Annotated in this window: 15 protein-coding genes and 1 pseudogene; all 16 read right to left on the bottom strand. The window is 36.8% G+C overall.

Annotation, left to right across the window (positions count from 1 at the left end; all coding sequences use genetic code 11):
- On the bottom strand, positions 1-1,042 hold a 1,042-nt coding region (locus SFC32_RS07855; protein WP_411216648.1), incomplete at its 3' end, for a helicase HerA domain-containing protein.
- Entirely contained in the window at positions 1,029-2,399 is a 1,371-nt protein-coding gene (locus tag SFC32_RS07860) for an SIR2 family protein (RefSeq protein ID WP_411049706.1), read from the bottom strand. The genes SFC32_RS07860 and SFC32_RS07855, both read right to left, overlap by 14 nt.
- A 1-nt stretch (position 2,400) precedes the next feature.
- Positions 2,401-6,963, bottom strand: a pseudogene (locus SFC32_RS07865) (DEAD/DEAH box helicase).
- A gap of 396 nt (positions 6,964-7,359) precedes the next feature.
- Positions 7,360-7,719: a hypothetical protein gene (locus SFC32_RS07870; RefSeq protein ID WP_411049705.1), complete on the bottom strand. Its 360-nt coding sequence runs from the start codon at positions 7,717-7,719 to the stop codon at positions 7,360-7,362.
- 1 nt (position 7,720) lies between these two features.
- Positions 7,721-9,136, bottom strand: a complete 1,416-nt coding sequence (locus SFC32_RS07875; protein WP_411049704.1) for a Y-family DNA polymerase — start codon at positions 9,134-9,136, stop codon at positions 7,721-7,723.
- Positions 9,137-9,340: a hypothetical protein gene (locus SFC32_RS07880; protein WP_074482210.1), complete on the bottom strand. Its 204-nt coding sequence runs from the start codon at positions 9,338-9,340 to the stop codon at positions 9,137-9,139.
- A 1-nt stretch (position 9,341) separates the two neighbouring features.
- Positions 9,342-10,028: a S24 family peptidase gene (locus SFC32_RS07885; RefSeq protein ID WP_411049702.1), complete on the bottom strand. Its 687-nt coding sequence runs from the start codon at positions 10,026-10,028 to the stop codon at positions 9,342-9,344.
- A gap of 211 nt (positions 10,029-10,239) precedes the next feature.
- Positions 10,240-10,617 carry a dihydroxyacetone kinase phosphoryl donor subunit DhaM gene (gene dhaM / locus SFC32_RS07890; protein ID WP_074560098.1) on the bottom strand — a complete coding sequence of 126 codons (378 nt, stop codon included), beginning with the start codon at positions 10,615-10,617 and terminating at the stop codon, positions 10,240-10,242.
- Positions 10,610-11,200 (bottom strand): dihydroxyacetone kinase subunit DhaL, encoded by a 591-nt coding sequence (gene dhaL / locus SFC32_RS07895; protein ID WP_411049701.1) that lies wholly within the window; start codon positions 11,198-11,200, stop codon positions 10,610-10,612. The genes dhaM and dhaL overlap by 8 nt, the downstream gene beginning before the upstream one ends.
- A gap of 157 nt (positions 11,201-11,357) precedes the next feature.
- Complete coding sequence (locus SFC32_RS07900) at positions 11,358-12,683, bottom strand: MATE family efflux transporter (RefSeq protein ID WP_074964678.1); 1,326 nt, start codon at positions 12,681-12,683, stop codon at positions 11,358-11,360.
- 149 nt (positions 12,684-12,832) lie between these two features.
- Positions 12,833-13,495 (bottom strand): CPBP family intramembrane glutamic endopeptidase, encoded by a 663-nt coding sequence (locus SFC32_RS07905; protein ID WP_074563617.1) that lies wholly within the window; start codon positions 13,493-13,495, stop codon positions 12,833-12,835.
- A gap of 228 nt (positions 13,496-13,723) precedes the next feature.
- Positions 13,724-18,073 (bottom strand): glycoside hydrolase family 70 protein, encoded by a 4,350-nt coding sequence (locus tag SFC32_RS07910; protein ID WP_411049699.1) that lies wholly within the window; start codon positions 18,071-18,073, stop codon positions 13,724-13,726.
- A gap of 53 nt (positions 18,074-18,126) precedes the next feature.
- A complete protein-coding gene (locus SFC32_RS07915) occupies positions 18,127-19,023 on the bottom strand; it encodes an Rgg/GadR/MutR family transcriptional regulator (protein WP_074563613.1) in 897 nt (298 codons plus the stop codon).
- A gap of 228 nt (positions 19,024-19,251) precedes the next feature.
- Positions 19,252-19,923 carry a methyltransferase family protein gene (locus SFC32_RS07920; RefSeq protein ID WP_411049698.1) on the bottom strand — a complete coding sequence of 224 codons (672 nt, stop codon included), beginning with the start codon at positions 19,921-19,923 and terminating at the stop codon, positions 19,252-19,254.
- Positions 19,924-19,942: 19 nt separating this feature from the next.
- Complete coding sequence (locus SFC32_RS07925) at positions 19,943-20,764, bottom strand: type II CAAX prenyl endopeptidase Rce1 family protein (RefSeq protein ID WP_411049697.1); 822 nt, start codon at positions 20,762-20,764, stop codon at positions 19,943-19,945.
- An 81-nt stretch (positions 20,765-20,845) separates the two neighbouring features.
- Positions 20,846-21,586, bottom strand: a complete 741-nt coding sequence (locus tag SFC32_RS07930) for an alpha/beta fold hydrolase (RefSeq protein ID WP_411049696.1) — start codon at positions 21,584-21,586, stop codon at positions 20,846-20,848.
- Positions 21,587-21,594 lie beyond the last annotated feature (8 nt).

Raw genomic sequence — 21,594 nt, forward strand, 5'->3', positions numbered from 1 at the left:
CTAATTTATAATTAACTTTTTGAATAAGATATTGATTTACATTAAAATTGAAAGCATCTGCTATATAATTTCCTTTTTTATCCTGTTGAGTTGTTTCAACAGCTATCTGATTTGGTAAAAGCTCAAGTTGAAAATTTCGATCTTCATCAGTGAGTTTTGAAAAATCACTCTCAACTTCTGTCACTGACTTTCCTATTTTTTTGTAGACATCCTGATTTCCAATCTTGAATTGATATCTTAATGAGCGTATTGCTTCAGCCAATACCGCTGGTTGTGTGCCATCATTTGTCTCAAAAAGAATTGACCATTGATTCATTGATATTTGCGATAAGGGAAGAACGGCATTTTTTCCCAGTACATACTTATCTACTTCATCTTCAGTAAAAGAATCAGAATATTCCCCCGTTGGGTCTACTATCAATGTTCTTATACCATCATTAACCAACTTATCTAAAATACTCAATGCAGATGTTGACTTACCACTATTTGTAGTTCCGACAGTCATCAAATGTCTATTAAATAAAGTTTTTGGCTGTAATTTTATTGGATATTTTTGAGAGCTAAAGGCAAGATTTGCGAAAGAAGATAGTAATTTTTCACTGTTAGGATTTACTTCTATTGATTTTATAAAAAGCTCCACTGCTAATTCATTAGCAATATATACCTTATCAGTAATACCAACCGTGTTTGTTCCATTTAATTTAAAATATTTCTCACCCAACGGTATATACCCAAGTATGTCAATATTTATTTCTGGAAAAATTTTTTCTTGTTGTCCATTCGTTAACATTTCATGTACACTATCAGAATTTGGAACTTTAGATTGAAATATTTCTCCAAAGAATAATCCGCTACTTGAATCAACTAAAACATAAAAATTTATTGTATTAGGAGCAAGTACATCTTTCCTTAACTTTCTATATGAAAAGAGTGATAAATTTTCTATCTGAATTGTCGAATAGGAACGATTTACTTGAGAAATCATTCCAAGATAATAATTACTCTTATCAGCAACTTTGTAAAAACTATCAATTTTCGTCATTTAAATACCTTCCACTCAAGTAATCAACTAAATCACTGTTCATAGTAGCCTTTAAGAAAGAAATTGGATAACCTTCATCCATAAGGTGCACAAGTTCTCCCCAATTTTTATTATATTGACTTTTGTCCTCTGTAATCTCAATATACCGCTTTTCATTTTCATTCCACTGTCTATTTGGGTCAATATTAAAGTCTGTCACTAATAATCTCAGACTAGAGTTATTTTTCAATGCCTGCGTAATCATCTTAGAAATATGGTCATCTGCAAAACTAAATCCTGAAGAAATCAGCAACGTATTGGGACGTTTTATAAGCTCTTGAAATTTTGTAAATAGCTCGAAATACGGTTCCTGATAACTTTGGGCAAATTTATCTGAACTAGGAAAAACCATTACCATTTTATCGGTTTCAGTAATGCTATCTTTATTTTTTCTTACGATATCACCATTATCCTGTTTTTCCCAAGTAAGTGATCCATGGATTTTAACAAGATTGAATGTCTTATCCTTATATTCAACTTCTCTGGTATTAACATTCTGAACCTCTTTCACAAGATTCCATTCAAACATATTACTATCAAACTTTGGTAGAGGTGTAAAATTGAATCCGTCAAAAATAACAAAATTATTTTCTGCAGCAGCTTCCTCAATCAAAACATCATAATTAGTTGTAATAACGGAAAATTTATTTCCATCTTTTCCTGATAAATCAGATAAAAACTTTAATAATGCACCGTGTTTCAACACTCTGCTATCATATGAATAATTTGTATTTTCCTTAATCAGTTGTAAAATTTTGTCAATAGTTCCATTAAACTTCACTTTATCATCATTTGGAACATAAGGACGATAATGAAATAATGTTGATAAGAAATCCTCTAGATTAAAATCATCTACTAATTTAGGTGAAGCTGGTGATCCAGATTTATTTCCAGCTAATATGTTTCCATCCTTGTATCTACATTGTGTTGCCAACTCTTCTAATGTATATAGATTTTCGGTAGATTTATGAAGCTCTTCAAATATATCATCTGCAATCATTTTTACTGTTTTCCCATATTTTGGGTTTCCTCCTACTACAGACGCCCCAGCCCCAGCAAGAAAAACAATATTTGAATATTTCTCTCCGTAAATAGTTTTACGAATCTTTTCGCTAATCAATTGCTTAAATTCACTCTCTTTAAATTCATTTTTAGAGTCATCCTTTGATTCTTGCTTTTCTAGTTTTCCATGGGAATCAAAAAACTCCTTGCCATCAATTTTATCTACACCATATGAGATTGAATTCGATAAATAATGCAATTCAATCTGTTTATCGTTAGATTTATCATCATTATCAAAAAAGAAGAAAAACACCATATTACTCCTCTACTTCAAATTTTGGTAAGCTGTTGGTTAGATCGACCGTTTGAATTGAGACGTTAATAATTCTCAACAATAGATTAAAGATATATTTTTCATCATTACTATAATCATTTGGGTCATCTGTGATACCAGACTTTTTATCCATTTTAATCTGATATTGGTCCATAATCCATTCGATTGCTGAACGTCCATTAACAACATATTGATAAGCTTTTTCTGGGATATTGCTAATAGTAATATCGTTATTATAAATAATAATTGAACGGTCATTAACTGATTTACCATTCTCATCACGTTTTTTAGCAAACTTCATCTTAGTTACCTTATAAGATGTCTGTTCTGATAATTGAATTTTTACATCTTCATAAACTGGAACTTCCTCATAGTTGAGGTGCAAATCCATGAGTGCTCTACCAATTTCAACATATTTTTCTTTGTTTTTGACAATTGGAATTCGAGCTAGGTCTTTTTTCAAATCGTTAGCATATTTTTCCTGATATTCACGAGAATTAAGCAGACCATAAACATAGGCAAAAGTATCATCTAAACCTAATCCAAGCTTAGCAGCAAAAGCTTGATTCATATTATCATTAGACTGAAAAAGTGCTGTTTCATCGATTTCATTATCATAACGCATGAAACCTTGACCTTTCTCCATAAAGTCATTACTTGGCAAACAATTGATTACCAAAGTAGAGAAATCTCGTGATGCACCTCGTCCAGTTGTATTGATGACAAGATTATCTTTACCGAATTTATCAAAATAGAGACGTGCTTCTTCGTTAAGATATTTATCATGATAAACCCATTTTTTAGTAAAGGGCCTATATAGACTTTGTTTTATTCCATTAGGTTGATAAGTAATCTCAAAGTCATTAGCAGCAAGGCGTTCAAGTTTACGAGACCAATTAACATAATCTGCATTACGATTTAATTGACCTTTTCTTTCACTAGATGGTACATCTTTCAGCCGTTCTAATTCACTATTATAATTTTGAATAAGACGTTGTACGTTTTGTATTACCTTTTCCTTTGAGTAACCATACACCCATGAATCACGACTTGTTAAAATACCCATAGAATTATTTAAGAAAACAGAATCCTGCTCACCAGCTAGAACAGCATACTTCTGATAATTCGGGTCACGTTGATTAAGCCAGTCGTTATTGTTATCAGGTGTAATCTCTTGCCAATCAATAGCTGAAATATCTGCAAAGTCTTCGATGATACTGAGCTTTTCTTTTTGCGATAGATAATCGCCAATATCATGGTAATGAATTTCATGACTATCAGAACCATCTTTAACAAGAATAGAAATGGCTACCGATGTCCGAGTACCTGCCCCAAAAACATTCCCACCTTCTTTTTTACGGATTTCTCCTAACCCAAGTGCATTGCCTCGCATGTTAAAGATATAAAGATGATTAAATTCTTCGTAAAGTCCTGCACGAAGTCCATCTGTAGAATTTGAATTTAGATAGCCACCATTGGTCACAAAACCAATGACACCTTGATCTTTCAGACGGTCAGATGCCCAACGAAAAGCTTTTACATATGAATCATAAAGCCCTCTTGTTAATCCTGCATTTGATTTTGCCACATAGGTATCCGCCAAGCGTTTATCCAACTTCGGATAAGAAATATTTTGATTATTATCATTCTGACTACTTTGACCAATAGAGTAGGGAGGGTTACCAATAATCGCTGTAATCGGCTTTTCTTGTTGGCGTTTGAGACGCTCATCATTTGTTCCAAAGAACGAATCATCAAGTGTGTCTTCTTGTTCTGTAGATTCAAAGGTATCTGTAAGGACGATTCCTTCAAATGGTTCATACGGTTCCTCGCCATTAATATCATCAAATACCGCCTCGATGTTGATAGCAGCGATATAATAGCTTAAAAGGACTATTTCATTCGCGTGAAGTTCTTGCGTATATTTTCTTAGAATATCATTATAAATGATTTCACCCTTATCCATAAGAGTTTTAAGATATTGTAGCGTGCGCGTAATAAAAGTACCTGTTCCTGTAAATGGATCAAGAATATGAACATTTTCGCTTGCTAATGTTTTACCAAAATGTTTACGTAAGACTACATCAACAGATTTAATGATAAAATCAACTACTTCAACAGGCGTAAAGACAATTCCTAGACGTTCTGTTGTTGACTTGAAACCAGTAGAAAAGAATTTATCATAAAGAGTGATAATAATTTTTTGTTTAGCTTGTGCATTATCAATCCCTTCAGCACGTAAACGAACAGATTCGTAAAATGGTTGCAATTCTTTTTGCTCTTTCTCAAAGCCATATTGAGAGAGTTCGTCAATGATTTTTTCCATAGCTGAACTAACAGGATTATTTTTAACAAAGCTGTACTCACCAAATAAAGCATCAAATATCGGCAATGTAATTAAGTGTTGAGCTAACATTTCAATAGCTTGTTCTTGATTAATAGATTCATTGATATTATGCTGCAAGCTGTGTAGGAAACGTTCGAAAGCTGTCTTACTATCTGGGTTCTGTTCTAAAATAATCTTAATTCCCTGAATGTGACGGCGTGCAATATCGGCAACATCTTTCGACCAATCTTCAAGATAACGTCTATCACCAACTTTCTGAACAATTTTACCGTAAATAGCACCTTCTACAGCTTCCCATTCTAGTTCTAATTCAGTTTGATAAGGTTTAAATGGTTCTTCGATAACTGTGCCATCACCATTAGTATTAAATTCAGGATCGTCGGGAGCTCCACCAACCCCAATTACTTGAATATTTTTAGGCTTTTTACGATTCAATTCTAACTTATTAATAGTCGCCTCAAATCGCTCATCTACAGAACGTAAAGCATTAAGAACTTGCCAAACTACATCATAAGATTTATTGTTATCTAAAATATTTTCTGGCGTTTCACCTGCAGGAACTACAATTGGAAGAATGATGTAGCCATATTCTTTTCCTTCAAATTTTCGAATAATACGACCAACTGCTTGTACAATATCGACTTGTGACTTACGTGGTGATAGGAAAATAATAGCATCTAAGTTAGGAACATCAATTCCTTCTGTCAAGAAACGTACATTTGATAAAATGCGAGCCGAATTTTCTGGAATATCATCACTAGCTAGCCAGTCTAATGCTTCATTTTTCTCAAGAGCATTCATACCACCATCAACGTGACGAACATTAACAGAGTAGCCTTCTTCACTATCGAGATAATCATTAACAACTCTTTCAAATTGTTCAGAAATACGTTTGCTATCTTTAATAGTACGTGAGAAAGCGATAGCTCGCTTCATCGGTTCACCAGAAACTTTATCTGCAAAACTTTCACGTTTAATCATGCCATTCCAAACACCAATAATACGCCCGACATCATCAATATTTAGCCCGTTTTCAGGATCAGATAATGATTTTTGCATATCTTTTTGGACAACTGTTTCATCCACAGCTAAAACCATCAGTTTATAATCTGTTAAAATATCATGACTAATAGCATCACCAAAACCTAAACGATAAAAGACTTCACCATATAAACTTTCATCATCCATACTTGAAATAACTATTGAATTATCTTTAGCTTTTTTCTTAGCATCCATACCATATAGTTTTGGCGTTGCTGTTTGATAAAGACGTTTCTTGGCTTTAACATTTAAATTACTGTGAACTTTTGTAAATATGAATCTTGATCACCTAAAGCTTTAGCACCAGTTGTGCGGTGTGCCTCATCAGCAATAATTAAATCAAATATCACTAGCTTTTATTGTAATATTTGATTCATCTTGTTTAATACTGCCACGACTAGCATTTCTATCACTTGTTACCGCCATTGATGACATAGTCATCTCGGTATCATTATTCCAACCACGTAATGTTTGAGTAAGAAGCTGGATACTAGGAACTAAGTAAAGAACAACATACTGTTCTTTAGCTGCTGCTTTTGCCATAGCTTCGGTAATTTTCAAACTAGTAAAAGTTTTACCAGTACCTGGAGCCATGATTAATTGACCTCGGTCGTTAGTTTTATAATGTTCTAAAGCTGCTGCAATTACTTCTCTTTGATAATAGCGTGGTTGCTTTTTAGACTTGACTTCTACTTCTTCTGGTCGTTCAAAAGAAAATTTATCCCAATCAATTCGAGAATTTCTAAGATCTGATAAACCAATACGTATGACATCACTTCTGTCAGCTAAAGCTTTTTCCGCATTTTTTCCCCACTTATCTGTGGAAGCTACTATAATTCCTGATTCATAGTAATCTTTACCAAGTTCGCTTAAAAACGAATCAATATTGGATTTTTGAATAGGATGGTCGTAAAATTTAGCTTGGATTGCTACTAGTTCCCCAGTACATTTTTCAGCAACTAAATCTACTCCAATATCTGTTTTTGGAATACCATATTCTTCTGGGACATCAACTAACATCCATACATTTTTAAATTCGTTTTTGTATGTGGGTTCATTTTGAAAATATGCTCTTACAAGATATTCAAAATATGTTCCTCTATCACGCTGTGTCTCTGCAGAGTTATTTATCTGATTTACAAGATTATCAAAACTCATTGTATAACCCCTTTTCTCACATGAGTAAGGGACTTCATGGTGTTAGTGTATTACTATGTAATACACTAGAGGTACCCTTACCTCAAATTATTATATCTTCTACATTATATCATGCTTCCACCACGCACGGAACCGTTATCTTAACCATTCAAATAAAAACTTACCTAGCTCTTTATAAAACTAGGTAAGTTATTCTTGGTTAGTCTTCACGTTCTTCATCTTCCAACCCCATCAACTGGCATTGGCGTTTATCGGCTTGGTCTACGATGTATTTGAAAACTGTGTTCTTCTCTTCTAAGGTTCCATTTTTAGTTAGAGAGGAAATCCTTTAGTCATATTTATCAACGATTCTTTTTACTTCTTCCTTTGTGGTCATTGTAGTCTCCTTATCTCTCCTCACACTCCCTCGACTTCCACGCCGATGGCTAGGATGTCTTTGGTTTGGATGAGTTGGTAGTGGGATTTTGTTTTGATGGTGATTTCTTGTGGGGTGAGGTCGGTGATTTTGCCTTTTAGGCGTTTGGTGTGGTCTTTATCTTTAGCGATTGTAAAAACACCAGTGAGGTGGCTGGTGTAGAGTTGGCTGAGGAGCAGCGCTTTTTGGTCTTTGGTAAGGTTGGTGTGTAGGAGTTCTTTGGTTTTATCGGCTTTTAGTGAGCTGGTGTGTTCGGATAAGAAAAAACCCATCCATTTTTCCATGCCTCTGTCATAGTGCTCACGCGCCGATTGAAATGGTAAATAACTGCGATCAATCATCTTAACTTAATCCATCCAATCCTCCTGCGGAATGCCCGCCGACCAATTTGCTGCGCTCTAGGCTGCGTGAGGCTTCCTGCAGAGCATTAGCCTTTTGAATGGTTGTAAAGCCAAACTGATCACGAATAGCATCAATAGCCGATTGGAGCCTTTCTTCTTTTTCTATTTTTTCAATGTCATCAAATAAGGAAAACGTACTGTACGATTCATCGACTAAGCCTGAATAAGATACCGCGATATGTCTGACAGCACCCGAATCGTATTTTTTGCGCAGCAAAGTTAAAACGTGCTCAGTCAGTTGCTTGGTGTTATTGCTAGGCTCGATTTTCATTTGCGCCTGAATACGGTGCTTTTTCTCTTGCTTTGAAAAGCCGACATAAATCGACACATTTGTCGCCTTCTTGTGAGCTCTTCTCAGGCGAATAGCAACCTGCTCTGCCATTTCCCTAAAAACTAACTCGATATCGGCCTTCTTGCGATAATCGCGTGGCAAAACCTGAGAATTGCCAATGCTCTTAGACTTAGGCTTGTAGGGCTGGTGAACGTTGCTTTCATCAATGCCGTTAGCATGAAAGAAGAGGTCGACCCCCACGATACCAAGCTCTTTCTTGAGAATATCGGGATTGAAATTAGCAAGTTCTTTGATGGTAAAAATGCCAAGCTTATTAAGACGCCTTTCCATACGACTGCCAATCCCCCAGAAGTCAGTCATCTTAGGAATCGCCCAAACCTTAGTCTCAACATCCTCGTAAGACCAATTGGCACGCATGTTCTGATTGTGCTTGGCTTCGTTATCAAGGGCAAGCTTTGCAAGCAATGGATTGGCATTTGACATGCCAACCGTTGAGTAGATGCCTGTCTTTTGCCAAATTTCTCGCTGAATCATAGCAGAAACCTTATCCAGCTTTTCTTTCTTACCTAGGGTCTTGTCAGGGATAAAATAGTTCAGCGACGAGGTCAAATCAATAAAGCCTTCATCAATAGAGTAAGGCAAAATGTCCTCAATACTACCGTAATTCTGGAAAATATGCTGGATTTCCAGATTTTTCTCGATGTAGCGGTCCATTCGCGGTGGCACAATCCAAGTCGCCTTTGCCCAATTTTCAATGAAAGCCACATACTCAGGCGTGGTTGGTAAACCTTGACGTTTGGCATTGTAATAAGAAAACTTGCGCGTGTGCACATCAAAAGGCAAATCATAAGCACGGCTAACATTTGACTTGCCAAAAACTTTCTTGAACGTCGGTGAAGACGCCAAAATCAAGCCACTGGCATTTTCAGCACGGCTCATAACGCAAAGCGAAGTTTTTAACGGGTGCAAACCACGGTCGACACATTCCACACTGGCATAAAATGATTTCATATCCACAAAAGCGATGTCTGCGCGTGGCTCCCGTGAATAATCAAAGTAGCCCATCTAAGCCTCCATGGTAATCAAGATAGAATCATTGACCAAAAAGGCATATGGTGAGAGTTCGCTGTCTTGATTTTCTGGTAAATAAACCTTTGAAAAACGCTGATGCATGACAGAATCCGCAAAATCATCCATATCAAAAATTTCGACCTTGCTATCAGGAGCTAAGTCATATGAATCCAAGTCTAAAATATCTTTTAATCGCATCTTATCCTCCTATGATTGGTATAAAACTTCCAACGATTTTCCCGACAATACGCGGATTATCCTCATAAGGAGCAAATTTGTCCGCATAATCTTTATTAATTGATACCAAGCGCAAGCCATTTTCCTCGCGGTAAACTTTTTTGATATAAGTCTGTGAATTCCAAACAACGGCGTAAACCGCGCCATCATAATCAAAACCAGTGTCACGAATGAGAGCTACTGAGCCATTATGATAAGTCGGTTCCATAGAATCCCCATCAATCCACGAGGCAAAATCATGCGCCAACTCTTTATCAAAATAAACTGTATCGTAATCCATATCATCATAGACATTAGCACCGATACCAGCTGACAAACGTTCGTAAACCTTGTAGGCAAAACGTGGTTCTTGAACCATAGTAACCACCTTACGCTGCTGTTCAAGTAAATCTTGAACATAAGTCAAAGCTTTATCCTGATTTTGGTCAGTTAATTGCTTATAAAGAGTAGCAATCTCAAGCTCAGAAAAATAGCCGTGCGACACCTGTAAAAGCTCTTCTAGCTTAGCCAAGTTAGCTTTTGTCGGCTTTGCCGTACCTTTTTCCCAAGCAAAATAAGACTGCTTAGAAATCCCAAGCTCCTTTGCTAGTTCTGTCTGCTTCAAACCAAGCTCCAAACGACGATTTTTTAACTTTTCAGGATAATACATCAAACTCACCTCTTTTATCGCATTTTGTAAATATAAACTGATTTGTTTTTAAAAAGTCAGTTATACAACTGACTTTATTATATAAAAAAAGTGGAACATTGTCCACTTTGACATGTAGATAAAGTCGCAAAGATTGTTACCAATTTTTCCATTAAATCTGGATGTTTAGCAGAAAAAAAGCGGACCTAGGCCCGCTTAGATTTTTTTATCATTATTTATCGATATCCATTTCACGAAGTTGTTCAATGACAGCCTCAAATGGAACACCTGCTTGCAGTAAAGAGGCTGCTGTATAAGCCCCTTCAACGAGAGGAACTTTACACATAAGGATGTTCTTTTCAGATAATTCCCCAACCATTTCTAGATTCATCTTTGAAGAGCCAAAATCAAAGAATCCTAGCAAGGTATCTGCAGCGTTGTTATCGACTGTTTCTTTGATTTGTTGGAAACTTGTTCCGATTCTACCATCTTCAGTTCCACCAGAAAATGTAATGGGAACATCTGTTGCCACTTGTGAGATTAAATCTACGACACCCTGAGCAATATCTTTTGAGTGTGACACAATAACAATACCAGTTTTCTTAGACATAATCATTTTCCTCCGCTTCTAATAGTGCTTTAAACAATAGACCTGATGAATACGAACCAGGATCGACAAGCCCAAGTGAACCATCTGCAGCATATGCATGACGTCCCTTTTTAGCTCTCAAAAGAGCTGTCTTTAGAATATACTCATCAATATGCTCTGGTGTTAGCTGATGATTTTTCAAATCTTCTACTACAGGCGCCCAGACATCAACCATAGTTTTATCACCGATTTCTGCTCGACCACGCCTTTGAATCATGACCAAGCCTTCTTTGATGTCATTGTAAAGCGTGCCATCAACTTTTTCAGCTCTCGCCATTCCCAAGAATGCTGAACCATACAACGTTCCAGACACACCACCGACTTTTGTCAAAAGAAGCATCCCCGTTTCTGTAAACAAATCAGATGTCGAAGTAAATTCTTTTGGTTCAACGGTATTGACAACAGCTGTCATACCACGTAGCATGTTTTCACCATGGTCTCCATCTCCTCCCATCGTTGAGTCCAATTCAGCTAAAACAGCCACATTGTCTTGGATTTTTTCGTAGAACAAGATGAGCCATCTTTTTGCAGTCTCTAATTCCATATAAAACACTCCTTTTATCATCCTAAACACTGCTAAAAAGAAAGCGGTATCATAGAAACCTTTTTCTTCATTATAAAACTTTTTAATCAAAAGGTCTCACATAAAGTCGTAAAACGGCCTATTTTTTTGACAATTTGTCAATTTTAGTGAAAACAGCTTATTTAATGGTATTCATCCATTTTCTACTGCGGAACATAAAGACTGACACGATAAAACGGAACAATTCCTCTTGCGATAGAATAAAATAAACCCAAACAATCGGAAGTTTAAGAACCAGTCCCGTAAAGAGCCCTAAAGGCACACCAATACACCATGTACCCAAAATATCGATAATCATGATGTACTTGGTTCTCCCACCACTTCGGATAACACCACCACCCAAAATCATATTTTGGACTTTAACCGGTGCTAAAATCGCAAAAGTCAACAAGAGTTGTGACCCGACTTGTCTAACATCAGGACCAACATTATATAAGTCAATGTAGAGATTTTCACCCAAAATCAAGAAGATTGATAAAATGAGTGACCCTACAAAACCATAAAAGCACAAACGTTTCGAATCATGATAAGCTCGTTCGTAATCATGCTCACCAAGCCTGCGTCCGATTAAAATCCCCGCAGCTTGTGATAACCCAGACAAAGCCCCGATAAATAGCCCCTGAATGGGACCAGTTAGTGACATCCCAGCAAGCTCGCTCGTTCCCATGTGCCCATAAATGTAGGTATTGACATTTTGCCCCAAAGTCCAAAGCAACTCATTAACCACAATAGGCGTTAGCATGATGAGGTACTGACTAATCTCTGAAGCCTTCATCCGCAAATCAAAGCTAAATTGACAAGTTCTATGGTAAAAATAAACCATCAAAGCCAGATTCACTACTTGAGACATTAAACTAGCTAGCGCTGCCCCCTTGATTCCCATGGCAGGAAAACCAAAATGTCCAAAAATCAAGAGATAATTTAAGCATGTATTGACCACCGCAGCGACTGCACTGATGTAGAGCGGATACTTAGCGTAATTTCGGCAACGTAATTGAACCGCTAAAAGCGTTGCAACCCCAGATAAAGGATAGACCCAAGCTAAGAGCTGAATATAAGGTTTAGCCGTCACCACAACTTCAGTATCCTTAGTGAAGATTCCTGCCAGCACATCAGGCAAGATTAAACACAAGCCCATGGTAAATAAAGCCAAGCACAGCATGACTAAGAGGTTAACTGACATGCTGGTATTAATCTTTTTCTGATCATTTTTTCCCATATACTGAGAAACCATGATACCTGTTACGGTCGCAATTGCTCCGCTAACAAAGGCAAAGACAAATTGTGGCTTTCCGCCAACTTCAACGGCTGCAATGGCAGTCTTTCCAAGCTGTCCGACCATTAATTGGTCAATCATTGAAAAGGATGACTGCAGCATGGCTTGCAAAGCTACAGGGATTGCAATCGTCATTGCTTCTCTTAAAAAATGTTCTCTTTTTGCCATAATTTTTCTCCATCATTATTACTAAGTGCATTATATCGCAAACGCTTGCATATCACTAGTGGTATATCTGCACAATTTTTTTGGTCATTTAAACCTAAAAAAGCACCCCTAGCCAAATTCAGCTAAAGGTGCTATTTGTAAGATTTCAATTAAGATAACCAATGAATCAAGGTAGCAATCACATCGCTGCCATTGCCGATAAGATTTCCAATAAAATGCGCCGTCATGACAACGTAAATATTTCTAGTTCTGATATACGATAAGCTCAACGGTAGCGCCCAAATCATGGTCAAGAAAATTCCCCACCAAGAAAGCGAGTGTTCCAAAGCATAGAGTAACATACTAAAAAAGGTCGTGAGAAAAATTGCCTTCTTACTATCAAACAGAATCATGTTTTTTCGGTAAAATGTCTCTTCGGTCATAGCTGGCAAAAAGATGGTCGAAATGGAAAATACGATTAAGGTCAGCCAACTATCTCTTCTTAAACTGATACTCCCTATCTCAAAGTTTGGAAAAAATCCTTCTAGCATCCTTGTCAAAGCAAAGGTAAGCACGAATCCTAAAAACGTCAATAAAACCTGAATCCAGTACTTTCTGCCGCTTTTAAAACTCCTAAACCATTCTTTTAAATTAAGGTCTTTAGAGATGAGAAAATAAACCAAAAGCAAAAAGTAAAACAAAGCGTTGGTGTAGATAAGGTAGCTTGACGGGACAATCAAACACGACAAGATAAAAACCACTTCAATCAAAATAGGAATAGCATTTAAAGTAATATAATCTCTAAAACTAGTCTTTTTCTGTTTACTCATCATAGCCTGAAATCTCCTTTTTAGATGTCAACTTATCTTAGTATTGAAATACTAAGGCATCTTCCTTCACCCAAATTATACACCAATGCTAATGAAACTTAAAGTTTTAAGCATAAAAAAGCTACCAAATACTAGCACGCACATCACTAGATTTGATAGCTTTTTATTATGGAGTTATTGCTTGTTTAAATTTGTTTAGTATTTAAATACTAACACGCTTTTGATGACTGATTAAGCTTCTACAAGAGCTACATCTTCATCTTCCAAGTCACCAGTTTTGGCATCGTAATAGTGTTTGTGACCTTCAGCGTCTGTAGCAAATCCGCCTTTAGTTTGAACACCATTTTCATCGAAATGCAATTCTTGACCGTTGATTTCTTGGTCACCTGTTACGACTTGACCGTTTTCGTCAAAGTAATACCAGTTGTCACCATCAGCGATAAATTTATTTGTGGCAAGTTCACCTGAATCTGGATCGTAAAAGTGACGATTTCCTTCTGCATCTGTTACGAAGATACCTTTAGCTTGGAGACCATCTTCAGCAAAGTAAAGTTTTTGACCACGAATAACTTGTGAACCTGTTGCCAAGTTACCATTTTCGTCAGCGAAATACCAGTGGTTGTCACCTGTTGTGAAGAAATCACCAACAAATTTTTCACCAGATTTAGCATCATAGTAACTACGTGTACCATCTTCATTGGTTACGAAGATACCTTTGGCTTGAACACCATTTTCATCGAAGTACAATTGTTGACCGTTAATTGTTTGAGCACCTTTAACAGCTACACCGTCTTCGTTGAAGTAATACCATCCGCCGTTAATAAGAGCGAATTCAGAAGCAACCATGGCACCTGAGTCACCTTTGAAGTAACGAAGTTTGCCATCTTTGTCTTTAACAAGTTGACCTTTAACTTGGTTACCATTTTCATCATAGTATTGGTAATCTTCACCGATTTTAACAAGACCACGCGCCATAACACCGTCTTTACCGAAGTAACGCCAGTTTGTTACAGTCTTAGCAACGCCATCAACTGTTTCAGTTGTGTTGAAGGCATAGTAATGACCACCTTCATAACGGCTACCTGTTTTACCAAAGTAGTATTGGTTTCCTTCTGCATCTTCATAGATAGCATCACGAAGTTCAATACCATTTGGCAAGAAGTAATAAGTTTGACCGTCGATTTCACGCATACCAGTTACCATGTGACCATTTTCGTCAAAGTAGTAACGGTTTCCGTTGTAAAGAACGAATGAAGATTTAGCTTGGTAACCACTTGTTGAGTAGTAAGTCATACCTTTACCATCATAGTAGAAACCAGTTTGTGCTGAATCTGATGTCATTTGTTTTGGAAGGAATGCGCCATTTTCATTAACAGTGAAGTAAGTACCTGTTGCTTGATCGTTAAGAACGTAATCAGAACCTTTACCAAGAATGTTTGTTCCGTTGAAGTATTCAGCTTTCCAAACTTTAATCTTAGTTGATGGATCGATTTTCTTACCGTTAGAAATCATGACACGTTCAAAGATTGATGGGTATTTTTCTTGAAGGTATTCTAAGAATTCACCACCATATTGTGCTTGATAGTCTTTACCACTACTTTTAGTGTTTGCGGCATAAGGTTTGTTCTTAATTTGAGCACCTTCGCGTTCTTCACCGTAGTCGTTAACACGTGTTGCAGTTACGATTTCTTCACCTGGAAGAGCGTAAATTTGGTCTGGAACCCAGTCAGCGATTACTTGAATACCTTTAGAGTGAAGGGCTTTAATGGCATTTCTTAAGTCTTCTGCTGAACCGTATTTATTGTTTTTGCTCATTGCCAAGTCATAACGGTCGCTGAAGGCATAACCATTTTGAATGATTGAGTCAAGGAATGTACCATCAGTAGATGACACGTATTGTGGTGCCAACTCAAATGATGTGACACCCCATGAAGCAAAGAGATCAGCATTTTCAGCAATGACTTTGTTAGTGTATTGTGATGGGTCTTTAACAAAGTCTTGGAAGTTTGAGAATCCTTCAAAGATAACTTGTGAGTCAAGAGCTGCTGAAGTTTCGTAAGTTAATTTACCTGCTTCTTTTGCTTCTGTACTTGCTTTGACACGGATATCTTGGTCAGCTGATGCACCAACTGGTACCCAAACAGTAAGGAAACCATTCATATCAACAGTTTGGAAACCTTTGATTTCATCACCTGTGAAGTAGATAAATCCGTTTTCGTCTACAAGTTTAGTGATGTCTGTATCAGAATCGTTAAGGTAAGCTTTCAAACCATTTTCAGTTGGTGAAAGCAAAGGACGGTAGTATTGACCAGCGTGTGCAATACCAACTTGTACAGCAATTTTATCTGAGCTGTTTAATTTAAGGTTTGGATTGTTAGAAATGATTGTCACAATACCTGAAGTTGGAACTGATTCATCTGTTGCTTTTTGATCAGCCGTCATGATGCCTTTACCAAAACGAACAGATGTCAAAACGCCACCGTTAGCACCTTCTGGGTATTGAACGTTCATTGCTTGACCACCAGCTGCGTATTTGATACGTGATTTAAGAAGAGCTACGATTTGATCATAGTATGGAGATTTAACTGCCATGTATTGACCGTTATCAGTGAACAAATCACCGTAGTATACACGTGGAACAGATTCCATATTTGTCAAAAGAAGAGCGTAGGCTGCTGGGATATTGAAGTGAGTGTATTTTTTGTGAACACTGTTCATATCAGCGTTATAGATTTCAAAGGCTTTTTGCAATTCATCAAGTGTGAATGTGAAACCATCTGTTTTAGGATTGATTTGACCAGCGATGATTGATGCAATGATACCTTGAACTTCACTATCGTGTGCACGAACGAAAGCATATGATGGCATTGTATCACCATAAGCGCTGTCTACAGTACGGTCAGTCATACCAAGGCTATTATGAATCAATGATTCCAAGTTTGAACGGCTACCTTCTGGACGTGTCAAAACATCAAGGAAAGCCATACGAAGACCATTATCGATAGCAAGTGCAGCACCGTTTGTATCGTGGTTATAATCAGGGTCGTTAAAGCTCCAAGCTTCTAGGATAGAAATGTGAGCAAGTGCTTGTGCTTCTGTTTTATTAACGCCGTAAGCTGCTTCAAATAAGTCAGTGTAAAGTTGAAGAAGGTCAGCATCCACGTTATCTACGGCATCGACACGAACACCATCAAAGTTAGCGTCAGCGTCACCAAAGACCACTTTACCCCAGTTCATAAGGTAGTAAAGTTGGTTCAATTGTTCTGCTTGAACAACTGGGTTTGAGTTATCAACGTCGTTTGCAAGCAAGAAGTCATAACCACCTGTACGGTCAGCTTTGTGGTAGTTTGTTTGACCGTTTTGGTAAGTAGGTGCGCGGTTAAGAAGACGATAGTCTGAATTAGCCCATTCAGTCAAATCGCTGTTAACGTAAAGAAGGGCACCACCTTGCAAGTGGTCAGTGTCACGATCTTCTGAGTTCATGTTCCATTTGTCTTGAGTTGATACAAATGAAGCAATGATATCACGCAACCAAGCTACATCACCACGACGTTTGATTTCTTGTTCAATTTTAATTTGAATAGCTTCTGCTGCAACGTTTAATGTTGATTGTTTATCAGTTGCTGAATATTTTTTATCCATGCCAAAGTATTCAGACATGTGGTTAAGGTAGTTCACTTGTGTGTCAACATCAGGCCACCATGCCATTACCAATGGACGGAAAGTTTCTTCAGTTGAATCTACCCATTTTTCACCATTATCTAAAACTTTAGTAGGGCGATACCAAGAATTAGCTGTTAAATAACCATCAACCAATTCAAAGCTTTTTTCTGTTGAATCGTAAGCTTGGTTATTTTTTGAGAAGTTATCGACAAGGTCTGTCAATCCTTCTGTAAATGAGTAAGTTGATGTTGATGATAAAGCACCTGTTTCAGCATCAAAGTAAAGCAATTGACCATTTACTGTGATGGCAAAGTTTTTCTTAACTGTACCATCTTCTTGAATGTAGTAGTATTTACCATCAATTTTTTTGATGTTATCCAAGCTCAATTGGTCAACAGCAGCTTTTTCGGCGTCTGAATCAGCAGCTTTGTTTGTTTTGTCATCACGTACTTCTTCATCAGTAGCTTTGTGTGATTCTTCTGATGGGTTAGTTTCAGAAGTTTCACTTGTTTCTGTTGAAGTAGCTTCTGAAGGTTTAGTTGTTTCTTCAGATGATGCTTTTGTTTCTTCAGATGCTTCAGTTGCTGAAGTTTCAGTAGTCTTGTCATCAGCTTTAGCAGATGTAGCATCTGTAGTTTTTTGTGAGTCATCCGCAACTACTGTTTCTTCTGTTGATGAAGCTTCAGTTGTTGTTTCTTGACTTTGTTCTGTAGCAGCGCTGGTTTGTGTTTGACTACTACTTGACGCTGGGGTGTCACTTCCTCTTGTAACGGCAACGACGTTTGTTTCGTCGGCAGATACTTCATGTGTAGAGCAAGCAACTCCAACACCAACTCCAACGAGTGCCATACTTGTAACAGCAATGGTTACCCATTGTTTTTTAACTTTGTGTAGCTTATAGCGAATCTTGTTTTCCATAAATCCTCCTAAATAAATTCCATAAAAAGACTACACGTATAGTTTACTTAAAATTACAAATGAGTTAATTCTTTTTGCATATGTGATGTTTCTTGTTTTAAATCAGAAATTCTATCCAACATTTGCTGAGCAATGCTGTGGCATTCTAAAAACATCATGATTTCTGCGCATTTTTCCATCGTTTGAAGGCCAGATAGATTACCTGTTTTAAGTAGGTAATAACCTCGACAATACTTGACCGCATTGCGAATGAACAAATCGGTTTCATCTTTTTTCAAATTATCAGCATAGTTAAGCAATTTGAAAGCTAATGAAAAACGACTTCTTTCAATACAAACGTTAATCACATTGAACAACATCTGATTGACCAGACGGCGATTTTCAGGAATTTCTTGATAAAACTGCGTGCGGTTAATCATTTCACAAGCGAAAGTTTCAACCAAGTTACTTGTCATCAATGAGGCACTGTAAGTGAAAAGCCAGAGCTCATAACGCCCCCATTCTTCAACTGAAAACAGGTAATCTACCAAGAATTGAACGTCCTTTTTTGCGACCTTTTCTTTCTTGTCACACTGCTGCAAAACAGCTTTGACAATGATTGTATTGAGTTTGTAAAATTTTTGGTGTGGTGATGAAGCTTCAAGTTGCTGACATTTGACTAGATAGTGTTTTAGGGTTAGTGTATTTTTTTCAATGTAAGCCTTAGCCACTTCATCTTGAAAAAGCAGTGTTTGATTTTGTAAGTAATTCCTACAAACACACTGAAATTCTGCAATAGAGACATTCATATTCTCCAAACACTGATAAAGCGTATCAGCGTTAATATTACTAACACCACGTTCAAAACGTGATAACTGCGCGATGGAAATAACCTCCCCAGCTATTTCCTTTTGCGATAAGCCTTTTGATTCTCTCAAAAGCTTAAAGCATTTTCCCAAATTATTTTCCATGATGTATCCCTTTCCATAAAAAATAGAACATTATCTATATTACTCCATTTTTAGGTTTATGAAAAGACATTTTTGTATGTTTTCAAGAAAATTTCAGAAAAGTTACAATTATCATTCGAATTTTGCAACATTGCAAATTATTAATTTGATATTTCAAACTATTTTTCTTCAAACTCCTAAATTCACCAATTGAAATCACAATTAAAAAGCCATTTTCAAAAATGACTTTTACCAAATATAAGGAATTAAGCGATAACGAACTTTTTTTTGATAAACTTCATAACCTTGCAAGTCACGTACCAAAACCGCTTCTTCATTACGGATACGTTTGACAATAAGAGGCAAGTAAGCAAGTAATATGAGAAATGACACCAAACTCCCAAGAACAAGCCCCATCGCTGAAAATAAAAGTAAAGTTGCGGCATACATAGGGTGACGAATGATACTATACAAACCCGTGTCGATCACCTGTTGTCCTTCTTGAACCTCAATCGTTCGAGCGAGATAGGTATTTTCACGCAAAACTTCTGCATATAAACCATAAGCTAGTAAGAATATCACAGCTGCAACATAACTGATATTAGGTGATAAGCGCAGCCAATGGAAACGAAAGCTAAAACCAGCTGTCAAAAAAGCTGTGATAAACATCAGCGCGCTAAACTTAATGACCTGCTGCTGCTCTTTTTCACTTTCTTTGGCATTAAGACGCTTTTTAAGCAATTCTGGACTAAAAATCATCATGACAAGCCCTGCGATAAACATGGGAATAAACAGAATCGCTAACAAAAGCCAAGCGTTCCAATAATACAAAGTCCCTGCTGAAAGAAATAACAAAGTAGCAACAAACAAAAAACCAAAGAAAAATTTGCTGATAGCTTGCATAAAAAGTTTCTTACTCATTTATCTCACCCCATTCAAATCAAATAGGCAACCCAAATAAACAAAAGCGAATAAAATCAACGGTACCGTGGGCAATCATAGCCGATACAATATCTCGTTTTCTCTGCAAAAAAGCAAAAATCAGTCCAAAAATAAGGATGTATAAAACCACTGAAATCAGCCATTCCAGCAATCCAGATAGAAAACCATTGTTAAAACACTCCACCGTATGCGGTAATATATGCGGAACAGTCATCATGGCATAAGTTGTCAATTCCTGACCTTTCGACTTCAACTTCTGATCAGATACCATGGATAAACAAAAAGCATAAAAAACAGTCCGATATGCAATTTCTTCAATAATAGCAGGGCTTAAAGAAAGTAAAAAGGCTTTAAAAACGCTGGATGGCTGAAGGGGATTACTTCCTAACATCAACAAACAATTAATAGCACCCCAAATGAGTCCACATAGTATTCCAATACTAACACTTATTGCAATACTTTTTCTTGAATGTACTTTAAACCATTTTAGTGCTCCTTCTGGTTTTTGAGCAAAAACAGCCATCACAGCACAAGCCGATAAAAAGACAAGTAAGATATTAAAAATCGACAAGGGTGTTGGATGAATCATTTCAGACAAGGTATACAAACCACAAAGTCCGCCTGAAATAATCAGGTGCTTAGGCTGCAAGTAACGATAGTATTTCCAAAGAATAGAGCTATCAATCACAAGGACATAAAACTCTAAAAGAAGCCAAACAAGCTGTTTTTGATTAAGTATTAGACTACCTAGCCAAAAAAACAGCAAATATATCAAAAATGATAGCCATACTCTATTTAATTTCGTATTTTCTTTTTTCATAATTCTCTTCATCGTGATTATTAATTATAGTTATCATATCATATTTAAAAATCTTTTACCCAAATTGAGTAAAAGATTTTTTTATTTTATAAATGCTTCTAATTCTGTCACATAAGCTGCCGTATTACCAGCAAAATAACCACAATGTGGGTAGCCTTTTCGGATAATCACATCAACTTCTGGAAGATATTTTTTAAAAGCTTTTTTAGAAACGCCGAGATCAAAATCTTTCTCGCCATATTCTAAATGAAGTTTGCTTTGTTGTTCTGCTGCTAACAGCTGTAAATTATAATGACAACATGCGTGACAAATAGCATCGATATCCTGACTAGTAATTCTATCAAAATTTTTCGTCATCAACTTAGCCAAATCCTCGCCATACATTTTAACAAGAGAATGTGATGCAGCTGCGCCTGACTTTTTTAGTGCTCTTTTCTTTTGTCTAAAAAGAAGGCGCGTGACATTTTCCAACAACCAAGCATTTTTCTTCAAAGCAACTCCATCAAACCAAGCGTGTTCAATTTTGAAACGTTGGTCATTAAATAATCGCCATCCAATAGCTACACCCAGTGAGGCGCCATAAACCAGTTTAATATCAAAATACCCTTTTTCTTCCAAATAAGATTTCAGATGTTGATATTCATCATCGGCACTCAAATACTGTCCCGCTTTACCATGACCACCTTGGTCGGGTGCAATAATACAATAATCACCTTTCAAATATGGTTTCATCAAATGATATAAATTCTCACCAGATATCATCATCGGTGCTAAGAGGATTACCTTAGGATGTTCAGGATTGCCAAATTCATGGATATACATGTATCATT

Origin of the sequence: Streptococcus sp. TATVAM-FAB8, from assembly GCF_046592795.1 — a bacterium.
GTDB lineage: Bacteria > Bacillota > Bacilli > Lactobacillales > Streptococcaceae > Streptococcus > Streptococcus ruminicola.